This window comes from Nonomuraea sp. NPDC049784 (assembly GCF_040659615.1).
Lineage (GTDB): Bacteria > Actinomycetota > Actinomycetes > Streptosporangiales > Streptosporangiaceae > Nonomuraea.
Window position 1 is genome coordinate 1 of sequence record NZ_JBFAMX010000280.1, and the last position, 12,833, is coordinate 12,833.

16 protein-coding genes and 2 pseudogenes are annotated in these 12,833 nt (G+C 65.7%); 7 read left to right on the forward strand and 11 right to left on the reverse strand.

Annotated elements, in window-relative coordinates; genetic code table 11:
- From AB0J09_RS38240 to AB0J09_RS38260, 5 genes are all read left to right on the forward strand, one after another.
- On the forward strand, positions 1 to 319 hold a 319-nt coding region (locus AB0J09_RS38240), incomplete at its 5' end, for a dihydrofolate reductase family protein (protein ID WP_360702032.1).
- A 110-nt stretch (positions 320 to 429) separates the two neighbouring features.
- Entirely contained in the window at positions 430 to 579 is a 150-nt protein-coding gene (locus AB0J09_RS38245; RefSeq protein WP_360702035.1) for a hypothetical protein, read from the forward strand.
- Positions 580 to 1,353: 774 nt separating this feature from the next.
- The gene (locus AB0J09_RS38250) at positions 1,354 to 1,611 is read left to right on the forward strand and encodes a hypothetical protein (protein WP_360702038.1); all 258 of its coding nucleotides are present in this window, start codon (positions 1,354 to 1,356) and stop codon (positions 1,609 to 1,611) included.
- A gap of 128 nt (positions 1,612 to 1,739) precedes the next feature.
- On the forward strand, positions 1,740 to 1,877 hold the full coding sequence (locus AB0J09_RS38255; RefSeq protein ID WP_360702041.1) for a hypothetical protein: 138 nt from the start codon (positions 1,740 to 1,742) through the stop codon (positions 1,875 to 1,877).
- 555 nt (positions 1,878 to 2,432) lie between these two features.
- Positions 2,433 to 2,855: a hypothetical protein gene (locus AB0J09_RS38260; RefSeq protein ID WP_360702044.1), complete on the forward strand. Its 423-nt coding sequence runs from the start codon at positions 2,433 to 2,435 to the stop codon at positions 2,853 to 2,855.
- On the opposite strand, the gene AB0J09_RS38265 is transcribed toward AB0J09_RS38260, so the two are convergent.
- Positions 2,847 to 3,284: an HIT family protein gene (locus AB0J09_RS38265; protein WP_360702047.1), complete on the reverse strand. Its 438-nt coding sequence runs from the start codon at positions 3,282 to 3,284 to the stop codon at positions 2,847 to 2,849. The two genes, AB0J09_RS38260 and AB0J09_RS38265, sit on opposite strands and share 9 nt — an antisense overlap.
- 61 nt (positions 3,285 to 3,345) lie before the next feature.
- Between AB0J09_RS38265 and AB0J09_RS38270 the strand changes: the two genes are divergently transcribed.
- Positions 3,346 to 4,683: a hypothetical protein gene (locus AB0J09_RS38270; protein WP_360702050.1), complete on the forward strand. Its 1,338-nt coding sequence runs from the start codon at positions 3,346 to 3,348 to the stop codon at positions 4,681 to 4,683.
- 231 nt (positions 4,684 to 4,914) lie between these two features.
- A pseudogene (locus tag AB0J09_RS38275) lies at positions 4,915 to 5,146 on the forward strand (transposase); the annotation flags it as partial.
- A gap of 179 nt (positions 5,147 to 5,325) precedes the next feature.
- On the opposite strand, the gene AB0J09_RS38280 reads toward AB0J09_RS38275, so the two are convergent.
- The 10 genes and pseudogenes from AB0J09_RS38280 to AB0J09_RS38325 all read right to left on the reverse strand — a co-directional run.
- Complete coding sequence (locus AB0J09_RS38280) at positions 5,326 to 5,637, reverse strand: hypothetical protein (RefSeq protein ID WP_360702052.1); 312 nt, start codon at positions 5,635 to 5,637, stop codon at positions 5,326 to 5,328.
- Between the two features lie 433 nt (positions 5,638 to 6,070).
- On the reverse strand, positions 6,071 to 6,199 hold the full coding sequence (locus AB0J09_RS38285) for a hypothetical protein (protein ID WP_360702072.1): 129 nt from the start codon (positions 6,197 to 6,199) through the stop codon (positions 6,071 to 6,073).
- A 67-nt stretch (positions 6,200 to 6,266) separates the two neighbouring features.
- Positions 6,267 to 6,482, reverse strand: a pseudogene (locus tag AB0J09_RS38290) (transposase); the annotation flags it as partial.
- Between the two features lie 194 nt (positions 6,483 to 6,676).
- A complete protein-coding gene (locus AB0J09_RS38295; protein WP_360702055.1) occupies positions 6,677 to 7,333 on the reverse strand; it encodes a GNAT family N-acetyltransferase in 657 nt (218 codons plus the stop codon).
- A gap of 411 nt (positions 7,334 to 7,744) precedes the next feature.
- Complete coding sequence (locus AB0J09_RS38300) at positions 7,745 to 7,873, reverse strand: hypothetical protein (RefSeq protein WP_360702057.1); 129 nt, start codon at positions 7,871 to 7,873, stop codon at positions 7,745 to 7,747.
- A gap of 172 nt (positions 7,874 to 8,045) precedes the next feature.
- Positions 8,046 to 9,197, reverse strand: a complete 1,152-nt coding sequence (locus AB0J09_RS38305) for a phospholipase D-like domain-containing protein (protein ID WP_360702060.1) — start codon at positions 9,195 to 9,197, stop codon at positions 8,046 to 8,048.
- A gap of 96 nt (positions 9,198 to 9,293) precedes the next feature.
- Positions 9,294 to 10,805 carry an ABC transporter substrate-binding protein gene (locus tag AB0J09_RS38310; protein ID WP_360702063.1) on the reverse strand — a complete coding sequence of 504 codons (1,512 nt, stop codon included), beginning with the start codon at positions 10,803 to 10,805 and terminating at the stop codon, positions 9,294 to 9,296.
- Complete coding sequence (locus AB0J09_RS38315) at positions 10,802 to 11,626, reverse strand: hypothetical protein (protein WP_360702066.1); 825 nt, start codon at positions 11,624 to 11,626, stop codon at positions 10,802 to 10,804. The genes AB0J09_RS38310 and AB0J09_RS38315 overlap by 4 nt, the downstream gene beginning before the upstream one ends.
- 15 nt (positions 11,627 to 11,641) lie before the next feature.
- Positions 11,642 to 12,292 carry a histidine phosphatase family protein gene (locus tag AB0J09_RS38320; protein WP_360702068.1) on the reverse strand — a complete coding sequence of 217 codons (651 nt, stop codon included), beginning with the start codon at positions 12,290 to 12,292 and terminating at the stop codon, positions 11,642 to 11,644.
- On the reverse strand, positions 12,289 to 12,833 hold a 545-nt coding region (locus AB0J09_RS38325; RefSeq protein ID WP_360702070.1), incomplete at its 5' end, for an ABC transporter ATP-binding protein. The genes AB0J09_RS38325 and AB0J09_RS38320, both read right to left, overlap by 4 nt.

The window sequence follows — 12,833 nt, forward strand, 5'->3', positions numbered from 1 at the left end:
CAAGGTCGTCTTCTCCCGGACCCTGACGACGGCCGACTGGGCCAACACCACCATCGCCGCTGGTGACACGGCAGAAGAGATCGACAAGCTCAGGCAGGGCGGCGACGGCCACATCGTGGTCTGGGGCGGCGTCAGCCTCTGGCGGTCACTCATGCGGCTCGACCTGATCGACGAGCTCCAGCTGAGCGTGTTCCCCTACGTCGCGGGCGAGGGCACCCGGCTGTTCGACGGCGTCCCCAAGTCCTGCCAGCTCGACCTGATCTCCAGCACCACCTCCACCAACGGGATCGTATATCTGCAGTACCGGCGACACCGCTAACCCAGCGGCCCGCCAGTCCGCGCGGAGGCTGTGATGGCCGTGCCAGAGGTTGTGTCATCGGAGGAATGGCATAAGGCCACGCTCGCGCTGCTGGCCCTGGTTGAGCGATCGTGATGCTGGTCACTGACGCCGTCGCGACCGCTCTGACCGAGCTGGGCGCGCCGGGTACTGAATATGCAAACCTGTCCGAGGGCTCGATGGCCCAACTCAAACCAACCAGCGATACTGGCGGCATCGCCGCGATCGACAGCGGCGGGTAGGCACCGAGGATCAACCCAAAGCCCACCAATCCGCGGGGCATTGCCACTCGAACCCGAACTAGGCGCTCCAGAGGCAAAGTAACCGTTGCCTGCGCACCGGGAAGATAAAGTTGCGAAGCTCCCTTGAAGCCCGGCATAGAATTATCACGCGATCTGCCATTTTGAGCGCTGCGACCAAAGTGCGGCCGCAGCGCCCGCATTCCCCCCAGCCTCACCCACCGGACAGGATGGCGTCGTACCAGCGGCGCACAATCGTACGCGGCGCTGGACGGTCGACGGCGTATGGCAGGTATCCGAGCATGATTCCCCCTAGGATCTATTCTGGCGTTTTGTCCTTAATGTCCGCTATGCCCGCTCCCTGGCGCCCCTCACCTTCTGCGGCACAAATTCCCCTTCCTTGAGGTCTCGCATACCCCACCCTGAATTGCGACATCGTTGGCAAGTGCTGGCCCAGCACCATGCCGGGCCAGCGGTAAATCACGAAGGGCGCGAGCCGCCAGCTCGCGCCCTTCGTTACCGGTGACCCTGCGGGGCTCAGAAACTCGAATCACGTCCAGTGCGGAGCCTTCGTCCGAAGGGCGTGAGGCTGAGGGGCGCCAAGCGACTGGTCAGGGTCGCCAGGGACCATGCTTTGTGATCTTGTCCACGGTGTACGCCGTTACTCGAGGCCTGCTGTCTTTGCCCGCGCTGCCGCTACGGAGGAGCGTCTCCAAAGAGGCGGAACTGCTGGTGCTTCGGCATCAGAACGCGGTCCTACGCCGTCAGGTCCCACGGATGCGTTACGAGCCGGCCGACCGCCTGTGGCTCACGGCGCTCTCGCACCTGATACCCCGCTCCCGATGGGCGGAAATCTTCCCGATTGCCCCGGCCACGTTGCTGGCCTGGCACCGCACACTCGTGGCCAAGAAGTGGGACTACAGCAACCGTCGACGTCCCGGACGGCCACCCACCGCGGCTGCAGTCAAGGCCCTCATCCTGCGCATGGCCGCGGAGAACCCGAGCACATCGTCGCCGTCGACTTCCGGCACGTGAACACCGTCAACCTCAAACGCCTGTACGCCCTGATCATGCTCGAACACGGCACCCGCCGCGCCCACCTGCTCGGCGTCACCACCAACCCCACAGGCCCGTGAACCACCCAGGCTGCCCGCAACCTCCTGATGAACTCCGAGACCGACACGACGCCCCTGAAGTTCCTGATTCGCGACCGTGGCAACCAGTTCACCGGCGCCTTCGACGCGGTGTTCACCAACGCCATCCTTGGCGGCCTCATCCACGAGTACCAGATCGCCGGCTGACACCACCGAAAACCGGCAGGTCAGACGCCGAATCCTATTGTTGAGCCCCACACGCTTCTTGTTCACCAGCCGCTGCTCGGCCGTCACGCTGGTGTCCGCGGCCATCGCCTGGTTCCCTTCGAACTTGATCTTGTTACCTCGAAAGGATCACACGATGGCCGTCGCCATTTCACGACGCCACGCCTGTGACCAGGTCGAACTCGTACACCACTCCCGTGGACGCAACCGCCGCCGTCACCGACGAGGCCATTGCGCCTGCCGATAATCACATCCGCCCAGGTCATGACCATGTGAGGACTTCGCGTGGCGGCGCGAGTTCCGGCCACCCAGGAGACGGAACCAAGTGCGGCAGGATGATCAGCCGTGCTCCTTCGCCTGGCCTACCTCACCGTCACGAACACTTTCGGTGTGGACCACGGCCGCAGCCGGCCACGGTGACCATCGCCGCGCGGGAGAGGGCGAGGGACTTGGATAAGTGATCAGTCAGCCGTGAGGATAGTCGGATAGGGCGAGGATGCCACCAATGCGCCGCCCGGAGAGAGCGAGGGAAAGCCAGTGGAGGACAGAAGCGTCTTAGGGCCGGACCGCATCAAGCACCTGGAGTTCATCCAGGCCGTCATCGCCCGGCTCGGGACCAGCTCTTTCCTGATCAAGGGCTGGGTGCTGACCATCGCAGCGGCCATTTTCGCCGTTCTGGCCAACCGGCTGGAGACCGGCCTCGCGTCGGTCGCCCTGGTGCCCCTTGTGGCCTTCTGGCTGCTCGACGGGTATTTCCTGTGGCAGGAACGGTTGTTCCGGTGCCTCTACGACGATGTCCGCAAGCCGGACTCCACCGTCGAGCTCATGTCCATGAACACCGCACCGTACGTTGCCACGAAGCGCTGGCGCAGCGCCACGTTCTCGGCCACGCTGGGGCTCTTCTACGGCGGGTTGGCCGCGGTCGACCTTGTCCTGATCGCGGTGGCCGCCTCACGGTGAGAGGCTGCTCCGCAGCGTGTCGGCCGCGGCTTCGAGCTCCTCATCGGTGAGGGGCGGGCTCGGGTCGGGCCAGATCGTGCCGAATTGGTCGTCCCTCCAGCGCGGCACCAGGTGGATGTGCAGGTGGAACACGGTCTGCGAGGCCGCGGCTCCCGAGGAGTTGATGACGTTCAGCCCGTCCGGCCGCAGGGCCGTGCGCATGGCGTGGGCGAGGTCGAGGGTCGCGCGCGCGAGGGTGGCGGCGGTGCCGATGTCCAGGTGCCACAGGTCCTGGATGTGCACGCGGGGGATGATGAGCGTGTGACCAAGCGCGGCGGGGCGTTTGGGGAAGAACGCGAGGACCGCGGGATCTTCGAAGATCACAGGGGTCGTCGCCGCGCCCGCGCTCACGGCACAGAACGCGCACTCCGGCAGTAGGTCACGGACCATGGTGTCACCCTGTATACACGACATCGTGGGGATACACGACGACGTGGCCACAGGGTTACGGTTGCTGCTCGACTATCTGCACGAGCGGAACCGCGACGACGTCGATCCGCGTCCGTGGGACGGGGTCAAGCTCATCCACTGCGACGACATCCAGGACTGGGAACGGTTTCCGCGGTGTCAGGAAACGCCGGGGATCACCTACCTGGAGTATCGCCTGGGTGCTAAGCGGCTCAAGAAGCTGCGCAAGTCGGTGGCCGGCTTGCTGGCGGCGCAGGAGCGGCTCCAGGAGATTGACTGCGAGGAGGTCGTCACCTATCGGACGGAGTGGCTGACTGTTCCGCGTTCCCTTTTCCGCGGGCTCGCCCGGATTCCGTTGCCGCATGAGGCGCTGCCGGGCACGGAAGTCAGCGGCGGCACGATCGTCGACGGTGCCCTGGAGATTCGGGCTGGTTGGCGGGATAAGTACGTCGAGGTGACCTACGCCGGTCCATCCCGTGTCGTGCACGCGGAAGAGATCGCACGGCTAACCGAACAGCTCGCCACCGCCGACAAGGAACGGCTGAGCATCCTGCGCGAGGTGAACATCAGCCGTTTCGCCCATCCGGTGCTGTTCATCTCGCACCGCTGGGAGACCACCGACGACCCGGACCCGACGGGAGGCCAACTCAACCGGCTGAAGGAACTGCGCGACTGCTTCTTCATCTACGACTACAGCTCCTTCCCGCAGCTTCCGCGGACCGCCGAAGAGGAGGCCGAATTCCACCGGATCCTGCAGTCGATGGACGAGCTGGTCAGGAACGTCGTGGTCCTCGACGGTCCCGGCTATCTCACCCGCGGATGGTGCGTGTACGAGTACCTCGTCGCGTCTCTGAACAGGACGACCGTCTGCGACGAGGTGCAGGACCCCGCCTTCGTCGCGCTACGGGACTGGGTCTCGACACCCACCCCGTTCACCTCGGAACTCCGCGACGGGTTCGAGTCCGGGCAGCAGAACTACAAGATCAGGAAGATTCTTAGCTGCGTGAACGACATCCTGCCGATATACCGCGATGCCGGGTTCCAGACCGAGCACGATCATGATGCCGTGACCGGCCTGCTGATCAAGTACCTGAAAAGCACGCTTCCGAGCAAGAGGAGCCGCGAACCCTACGAAGGTCCAGAGTTCCGGAGGACGTCATGGACGGACGAGGAGATCACCGCCGCGTTCGACGGAAGGCTGGCTATTCCCCACCTTTATGAGCTGGAGACCGCTCGGTTCCGCACCGAGGTACCGAATACCATCGCTGCCGCCGCCGGGCAGCGGTATCAGATCAAGAAGCGCGACTGGGCGACCTTCTTCAATCCCTTAACGTCCATCGTCAACCATTTCGTCGGACTGGCGGAACGAGATCAGATCTGACCTGTCTCGGGCCGGGCGATCGGTCGCTGGCCTATGGCTCGCACCCGCTTCGAGACATGGACTGGCGCCCGGCGGTGAGGTCAGCAGGTCGGGATGACATCGGCCGTCAGCACACTGCAGATACTGGATGCCAGGGTTGTTGGCGCTCTTGCAGTCGAGCGCCTGGCGGACGAAAGCAAGTCGGTGACGGACGTCTTGGATCACCTCGGCCCATGCCACGGCGCGGACGACGGCGCCCAACTACGCTTCACCGACCTCGACGGGCACCGCTTCACCTGCTTCGGTCACCGGCACCCCAGGCGGCCAGCTCGCCGACCTGGAACTACGCCACCGCCGCCGCGCCCGCGCAGAAGACCGCATCCGCGCCGCCAAGGACACCGGCCTGCGCAACCTGCCCCTGCACGACTTCACCCAAAACCAGATCTGGCTAGAGATCGTCGCCCTGGCCTGCGAACTCACCGCATGACTGGCACCGACCTGACCAGCGCCAACCCGTCCCCACGAGCAGAAAGGCACTCCCGCGGGCCCGTGGAACCCCGCCCACCCGGCGCGACAGCCGGGCACTCCCGCTGACCACGGCAAGGAAATCGACCTTCAGCCGAACCCCTTAGCCCACCAGATCAAGATCGAGAAAGTTCGAGGCTAGATGACGTCACCCATGTTGGATGACGACCATCGGTCATCATCCCGTAGGGCGTCCTGCTCGCAGCCGCCGTGTTCGTCGTCGAAATGCTCGCCCGCTTCATGGTCGCTTGTGCGACAGGTGCCCTGCCCCCGATCGCGGCATGGGCGAGTTAACCGATCTGTTCGTGGCTGGTGCACGAAGTCGTTGATCGAGCGGAGGTTGAGCTGCCTGCCGACGTTGTGACCGGGTTCGTTGGCGGTGGCCTCCTTGGGTGCATGACCGTCGAACGCGATTTCCAGACGCCAGCCGTCACGCTGCAGGATAACCATAGAGCCAGAGGATCGCGGAACGGTCTGCACATCCCAGCCGTGTCGGTGTGCCCGGTGGGCAAGTGCGTGTGGATTCACCGATTCGTACTCCTTGTTCGAAGTGGTCCAGTCGGAGTTGGCTTACGGACTGTCACGGGACAGATGCTATTGGTAGGCGGTTGGTCGATCCCTTCTATCGAGGGGACGGTCGGAAGTCCGGTTTCGGTTCCATGGCGAGCTTTGATGGCGGATCACGTCGCTCGCTCAAGGGACGGATCTGCACCTACCTGCTCGAAAGCATCCAAGTGCTACGGCGAGACCGACTCGGTGGCCTCATCCACGAGTACGTGCAGGTCGCATGACATGACACGGTTTTCGGCACTCACAGGTGTTCCACGACCTCACGCACCCCTCCGCCGTGATCCTGCCGGCGCGGGTGCCACGTGATGAACGGTCAGCACGCGGGCAGCGATATCAGCTCGACGGTCGCCGCCGCATCTCTGCGCTTGCGTACCGGCACCAGGTTCATGAGCCCGGGCAGGCGCAGCGTGTTGGTGCGCTCGCACGGTGGTGGAGTCGACATTCAGCTCCCAGGTGATCAGCCCCGCCGCGTCGGCCAGGGTGCGTAACTGGTCGCTGACCTGCACCCACACGCCGCGGAGCTGGTAGTCACGAAAGACCCGGTACAGGCTCTGCCACGGCCCGTACCGCTCCGGAACGTCCCGCCACGGGCAGCCCGTCCGGGTCCGGTGCCGGATCCCGTCGATCTGCCGCCGCAGCTGCCGAGCCCGCCGACCCCGTACAGCGACCGGCAGCAACGGCTCCAGCAGAGCCCACTCCGCGTCCGTCAGATCACCACAACCCACGACCGCGAATCATTGTTGAGATGCAGCGAAGGTTGACGAAGCTCCTGTGACCAACTTTGACAATACGAGCCTGATCTCCGAGCCCTGTCAATCTTCCGGTCCTGTGGATCACGGCATCAGTGCGCCGTGCCAGCCCAGCGCCACAGCGGAACGAAGCACCGGCGCCCAGACGCCGTCTCGCTGGCGAGGAAGCCTTAGCGGCCGGGGATCGGCACGGCCGACGGCCGCCACTCTCGCCTGATCAACCCGAACACCCACGAGTCGGATACCTCGCCGTTCACGACGCAGTCTTCCCGCAACGTCCCTTCACGCACGAATCCGATCTTCTCCAGGACCCGGGCAGATGCCACGTTGCGCGTATCGGTCTCGGCCTGAACTCGATTTAGGTCCAGTGAGTCGAATGCCCACTGCAGCAAGGCGCGCGCGGCCTCCGTCGCGTAGCCGTGGCCCCACACCGCATCGTCGAGGCAGTAGCCCAACGACGCGCTGCGGTAGTCCGGGTTCCATCGGGTCAGGCTGCACCAGCCGATGAAGGCACCGTCAGAAACACGGTCGATGGCCACCCGCGCCCCGGTGCCTTCGTCCGCCATCTTCCGGCAAGCCGCGATGAAGCGCTCGGCGCGGGCCCGTTCGTTCCACGGCGGGGCGTCCCAGTAGCGCAGCACGTAGGTGCTGCTGTGCAGCGCGAAGAGGGGGGCCGCGTCGGCGTCGGTGAAGGGTCGCAGTCGCAGGCGAGCGGTGTGCAATATGGGGGTGGCCAAAGTCATGCGTACCATCTTGCCTCGCCATGAGGGCGGCCAGAGCACCGAACACCCGATACCGGTCCGGTCCTCACGACCAGGCATCTCCATGGGCCGGCGGGTAAATGTGCCCGCCCATCTGCAGATCCGGATGCCTCAGATGACAGCCCAAGTTGACGTAACTCCACTTGTCAAACAATCCGTAGGGAATTGCAATCTTCGTTGCATCTCGACAATCATGGCTGGCCACGGCGCCATTCCGAAACACGGCCTAATCCACCGTCGCCGGTGGGCGGAGGTGTTCCTGGTCACCCCGGCGATATTTCTTGCGCCGGCACCGCAATCTTGTAGCGCGTAAGTGGACCTTCACGGACAGACGGCGCCCGGGACGGCCCTGCACCCGCCAGCCGGTAAAGGCACTGATCATTCGGATGGCGCGGGAGAACCCGACATCCCGATCCTGGGCACGGGCGCCTCCTGGGGATGTGTGTAGCCGCCCCTCCTGAGAGGGCCCGGCGTGCCTCAGAAACGTGCCCGGTGGAAGCCGTTCACCCGGGCCTCGTGTTCGTCACAGAAGAAGTGGGTGTGGAGAGGCGTGACGACGTACGAGAACATGCCGGGGACGGTATGGGCGTAGGCGGCCGCGAACATGGTGCCCACCACCGGCGGCCCGCCGCAGCGGACGACGTGGAGCGGGAAGCGCCATCGGCCCCAGCAGCGTGACCACGAAGACGACCGTCAGGGCGATGAGCGCCTGAGCGGGGCCTGATCCTATGAGGAACGGCGCCGGCTACGTGCCGGTGCCGTTGGTCATCCTCGTTCTCTACTGCTTTCCCGCGACCGCGCCGACTTCCCACAGCCGTGCGAAGTTGGCGCCGTACGCCTCGACGATGCCGTGCTCGGAGAGTTCGACCATCGCCTCGTCGTTGCGTAGCAGCGAGGTGGCGTTGAAGTTGTGACTGCCGGTCATCACCCAGCCCTGCCCGGAACCGCGGCCGGTTGGGTGGGTGACCACGATGTACTTGGAGTGGATGCGGCCAGCCGGGGTCGAGCCGTCGAGCACCCGCCGTTGCACGCCGGCGGCGTCCAGCGCGGCGGTGACCGCGTCGTCGGCCAGACCGTGCACGACGCGTACCTGGCATCCCGCGGCCACCAGCGCCGCGAGCTCGTCGACGATCGCGAGGCGGGTGGCGTCCCACTCGGACTGGCCGATCTCGACCCGGGTGCGGCCCTCGGTCTTGCAGCCGACCTGGCTGAGTCGCTGAGCGATCGGGTCTCGGTCGGCGACCGGATAGAACTGGGCGGTGACCTGGCCGCCCCGCATGCCGGTGGTGACGGTGGTGTCGTAGTCGGGGTTCTGCACCTCGGCGGCGAGGTCGTCGAAGTACTTTCCGTATCCCTCGAAGAGCTTACGGTTGCCGGGCAGCACGACCAGGTTGTTCCAGTAGCTGGTGGAGTTGACGTCGGTGATGTTGTTCGAGGCCTGTACGACGACGTCGTGCTGACCGCCGGTCTCCGAGTAGAGCGAGAACTTGTTGTGCATGCCCTTGGTGCCCTGGCAGGAGGTGGTGTTCCCTTCCGGGCTCATGTGGCTGCAAACGTGCACCCAGGAGGGGGCCGACTTGTCGGTGCCGAGGGTGCGGATCAGCTCCTCGGCGGCGGGGTTGTCGATCTGATAGCCGTCCATGACCATGCGTATCCGGACGCCACGGTGGTACGCGTCGAGCAGCACCGCCGCGTAATCGGCGCCGGCATCGCCTGAGACGACGAACTCGGCGATCTCGATCGACGACCCTGCCGGGGCCTGCTTGATCAGCGAGCAGATCCGTTCCACGACCGCGGTCGGGGCGCCGGCGACAGGGTCGTTGAAGGCGGCGCCGGTCTCGACCGGTACCTCGGTGGCGTTACGGCAGGCGCTGCGGGCGGGCTCCGTGAGGGCGGCCTGAGCGGTGGGGGTCCCATACAAGGTGGCCAAGACGGCAAGACCGACAAGTACGACAGGGCGGAGGGAACGGATGCGAGGCAATGGAGTGTCTCCTACAAAAGGGGGGTGGATGAACGGCTCCAGCAGCTATCCGACGGACACCTGCGAGAAGTCCGGCCGCCCGTTGACCGGCATCTCCAATCCCTTGACGTTGTCACGGACGGCGTAGTTGTTCTTCAGATCCACCGGGAAGATGCCGACCGCGTCATCCCAGATGATCTTGTCGGCCTGCGCGTACAGCGTCTTGCGCTCGTTCTGGTCCAGCGACCCGCGCGCCTTGGCCAGGATCGAGTCCAGATCCTTGTTGCAGTAGCCCATGCGCTTCGCTTCACAGGTGTACAGCCGGTTCAGAGTGAAGTCGGCGTCGCCGGTGCCGGTGGTGTTGGTCTGCAGGTTCATGTCCCAGTTCAGCGCGCCGAAGTCCTTGAGCCAGGTCGCCCGCTCTTTCTCCTTCGGCTGCACCTTGATGCCGACCTTTTCCCAGGACGAGATGAACGCCTGCGCCATGGCCTTGATGTTCGGCCCACCGGCCAGCGGCCACTGGATCGTGGTGTCGATGCCGTTGGGATATCCGGCCTCGGTGAGCAGTTTCTTTGCCAGAGCCGGGTCGTAGGAGTACGGTTCCAGCTGGGTCGACCCGAATACCGCCTGGGTGACCGGCGACTGAGCCGCTGTACCGAGGTCTCCGAACAGGTCGCCGACGACGCTCTTGATGTCGATCGCATGCAACATGGCCTGGCGTACCTTGACATTGTCGAACGGCTTGTTGTTCTGGTTGAACCAGATGAAGTAGTAGTTGAAGCTCGGGCCGACCCCGTACTTGATTCCGTCCACGCCGGATACCTCGGCCACCTGGTCCGGCGGGATCGACGCGAGCACGTCCACCTCGTCGTTGTTCAGCGCGGTGATCCGGGCCGAGACCTCCGGCATGTTGAGGACCTCGAGCTTCGCCACCTTGGCCTTGGCGCCCCAGTATTTGTCATTGCGGCTGAGCACCACTTTGTCGTCGGGGCTGAACGAGTCGAACTTGAACGGTCCGGTGCCGATCGGCTTCTGCCAGTACGCATCGCTGGTGACCTTGTCGCCCTGGCCGATGAACACCAGGGACAAGGTGCTGGGCAGGGTGCCCAGCGGCGCCGAGGTGTGGAACGTCACCGTGTGGTCGTCGGTGGCGTCAACGCCGGTGACGGAGGCGAGCAACGGGTCCAGCGACCCCTTGAGGCTCTTCAGCCGCTCCACGGACCCCTTGACGTCCTTGGCGGTGAAGGCGCTCCCATCGCTGAAGGTCACTCCGTCGCGGAGGTGGAACACCCACGTCTTCTCGTCGGGGCTCTCCCATGATGTGGCCAGCTTCGGGGCCGCCTGGCCGTCCTTCATGACAGTGAGCGTCTCAAGCCCCTGCTGGACGGTGGTCTGGACGGCCTCTTCCGCAGGGTACTGCTGGACATCAAGCGATACGGGGAACAGTTGTGGCGCGTAGCGCAGCACCTGGCCCTCGGTATCGGAGCTGGCGGAGCCGCCGGAGCCGCCGCAGGCCGCGAGGCCCATCACAAGGGCGACTGCGGCGAGGCCGCCTATGGCCCGGGATCGTGCGATCATTGCCTCTCTCCTTGATTGGTTTGAGCTGATGCCGCGGCCGATGGCAGGGTGAAGGTCGCCGCGACGGGCTTGTGGTCCGACGGGGCGTTCCCGGCCGAGAAGAACTCGACGACCTCGCTGGCCCGGGTGGCGATCGGGCCTCGGGAGAAGATCCAGTCGATGGCCTTGGACGGGGACCCCAGCGGGGAGAGGCGCGTTCCGCGGTCGGCGACGAACGGCAGCGGTTCCACGGGGTGGGTGACCGGCGACGTGCGTCCCAACGCGGTGAACGAATCGAGAAAGCCGCCGTTGCCGAGCACCCACAACGGCTGCCCGATGTCGTTGATGTCCACCGTGAACAGGCAGGCCGCGTCGCCGGCGATTTCATCCAGCGCCGTGACCACCCGCTCCGCCTGTCCGGTTCGCAGGTTGCGGCCATCCGCCCGCTCCTGTGCGTGGCCCGGCCACGTCAGGTGTGCGGTGGAGAACACCAGCGGCCGTGCGTCGTCGGCCCTGGGCTGCAGCCGCACCCAGAACAACCTGGCGTTGGCATCGAGGATGCCGACGTCTCGTGTCCCGTACTCCACGAGATCGAACAGTTCCCGCCGCCACCACAGATTGCTCTGCGCTCCCCAGCCGGGGAAGTCGTCGTGCACCCGTGCGTGTCCGGGCAGCGCCTCGTCCACTACCGCGCGCGAGCGAGGACGAAGTTCCTGGGTCGCCAGGAGATCGGGTGGCCGGGTGGAGAACAGGTCATGGATCGCCGGCTCTCGCTGCTCCAGATGCCAGTCACCCCACAGGTTGTAGGTCATCACGACGAAGGTGAACGATCCGGTCAGCATGCTGGTCCTCTCGATTCAGTCGGTGCGCGCGGCGTCCGCGGCCCGTGCGGTCGGCGAGTTGTACTCGACCACCGAGTTGTTCTGCCGTCCGCCCGCGTAGCCGATGACCGTCAACGAGGCGTTCACAGGCGGGGCGAAGTTGAGGTGACCGGGCGACGGCAGGCTCAGCGCGGCGGCGGCTGCCACCCGGATCGGGCCACCGTGGGTGAACACGACGACGGTCGCGCCGCCGGCCGCCATGTTCCCGGCATCGACGAGCGCCGCCCACACCCGCTGGCGCATCTCGGCGAACGTCTCGCCCCCGCCGCGCCGCACATCGACCCCGCGACCGACCGCCGCGAGATCATCCGGGTGCTCCTCGGCGATCTCGGTGAAGGTCCGGCCGACCCAGGTGCCGATGTCGGCCTCGCGCAACCGGGCATCCAGCTTGGCATCGAGGTCAAGGTGGCGCAGGTACGCGTTCGCCGTATCCCTGGCCCGCGGCAGATCGCTCGAGACGACCAGATCGGGCGTTCCGAAGCGGGCCAGGAGCTCGGCCGCGGCCACCTCCGCCTGTTCGAGACCGGCGGCGGTGAGCCCTGAGTCGGCCTGTCCCTGGTAGCGCTCCTCGACGTTCCACACCGACTCGCCATGGCGGACGAGGACCAGGCGGACCCGGCCGCTCATTTCGAACCTGCCGAAGAGACCGGCAACTCGGGGAAGTGACATGCGGAAGAGTGATCGCCCAGCCGATCGGCGAGCGCGGGCTCCTCCGTGGCGCACCGATCCTGTGCCTTCCAGCACCGGGTACGGAACCGGCAGCCGGACGGCGGCGACACGGGCGACGGAATGTCGCCGGCGAGGATGATCTGCCGCCGTTGTGGCGAGGCCCAGGGGCGGGGCACTGGCACCGCGGACAACAACGCCTGCGTGTACGGGTGCACCGGCGCGGCGAATATCTGCTCCGTCGTCCCCATCTCCACGACCTTCCCGAGGTACATCACCGCCACCTCGTCACTGATGTGCCGCACCACCGACAGGTCGTGGGCGATGAACAGGAAGCTGAGGCCCAGTTCCACCTGCAGGTCGGCGAGCAGGTTCAGGACCTGCGCCTGCACCGAGACGTCCAGTGCCGACACCGCCTCGTCGCAGATCACCAGCCGCGGCCGGAGCGCCAGGGCCCGGGCGATACCGACGCGCTGGCGCTGCCAGCCGGAGAACTGGTGCG

Bases quoted from the DNA above. Each gene is read 5' to 3' on its own strand.
- AB0J09_RS38250 (WP_360702038.1), top strand. From the start codon at position 1,354: ATGCGTTACGAGCCGGCCGACCGCCTGTGGCTCACGGCGCTCTCGCAC.
- AB0J09_RS38255 (WP_360702041.1), top strand. From the start codon at position 1,740: ATGAACTCCGAGACCGACACGACGCCCCTGAAGTTCCTGATTCGCGAC.
- AB0J09_RS38265 (WP_360702047.1), bottom strand. From the start codon at position 3,284: ATGGTCCGTGACCTACTGCCGGAGTGCGCGTTCTGTGCCGTGAGCGCG.
- AB0J09_RS38280 (WP_360702052.1), bottom strand. From the start codon at position 5,637: ATGGTTATCCTGCAGCGTGACGGCTGGCGTCTGGAAATCGCGTTCGAC.
- AB0J09_RS38285 (WP_360702072.1), bottom strand. From the start codon at position 6,199: ATGTCGACTCCACCACCGTGCGAGCGCACCAACACGCTGCGCCTGCCC.
- AB0J09_RS38295 (WP_360702055.1), bottom strand. From the start codon at position 7,333: ATGGAGATGCCTGGTCGTGAGGACCGGACCGGTATCGGGTGTTCGGTG.
- AB0J09_RS38300 (WP_360702057.1), bottom strand. From the start codon at position 7,873: ATGTTCGCGGCCGCCTACGCCCATACCGTCCCCGGCATGTTCTCGTAC.
- AB0J09_RS38310 (WP_360702063.1), bottom strand. From the start codon at position 10,805: ATGATCGCACGATCCCGGGCCATAGGCGGCCTCGCCGCAGTCGCCCTT.
- AB0J09_RS38315 (WP_360702066.1), bottom strand. From the start codon at position 11,626: ATGCTGACCGGATCGTTCACCTTCGTCGTGATGACCTACAACCTGTGG.
- AB0J09_RS38320 (WP_360702068.1), bottom strand. From the start codon at position 12,292: ATGAGCGGCCGGGTCCGCCTGGTCCTCGTCCGCCATGGCGAGTCGGTG.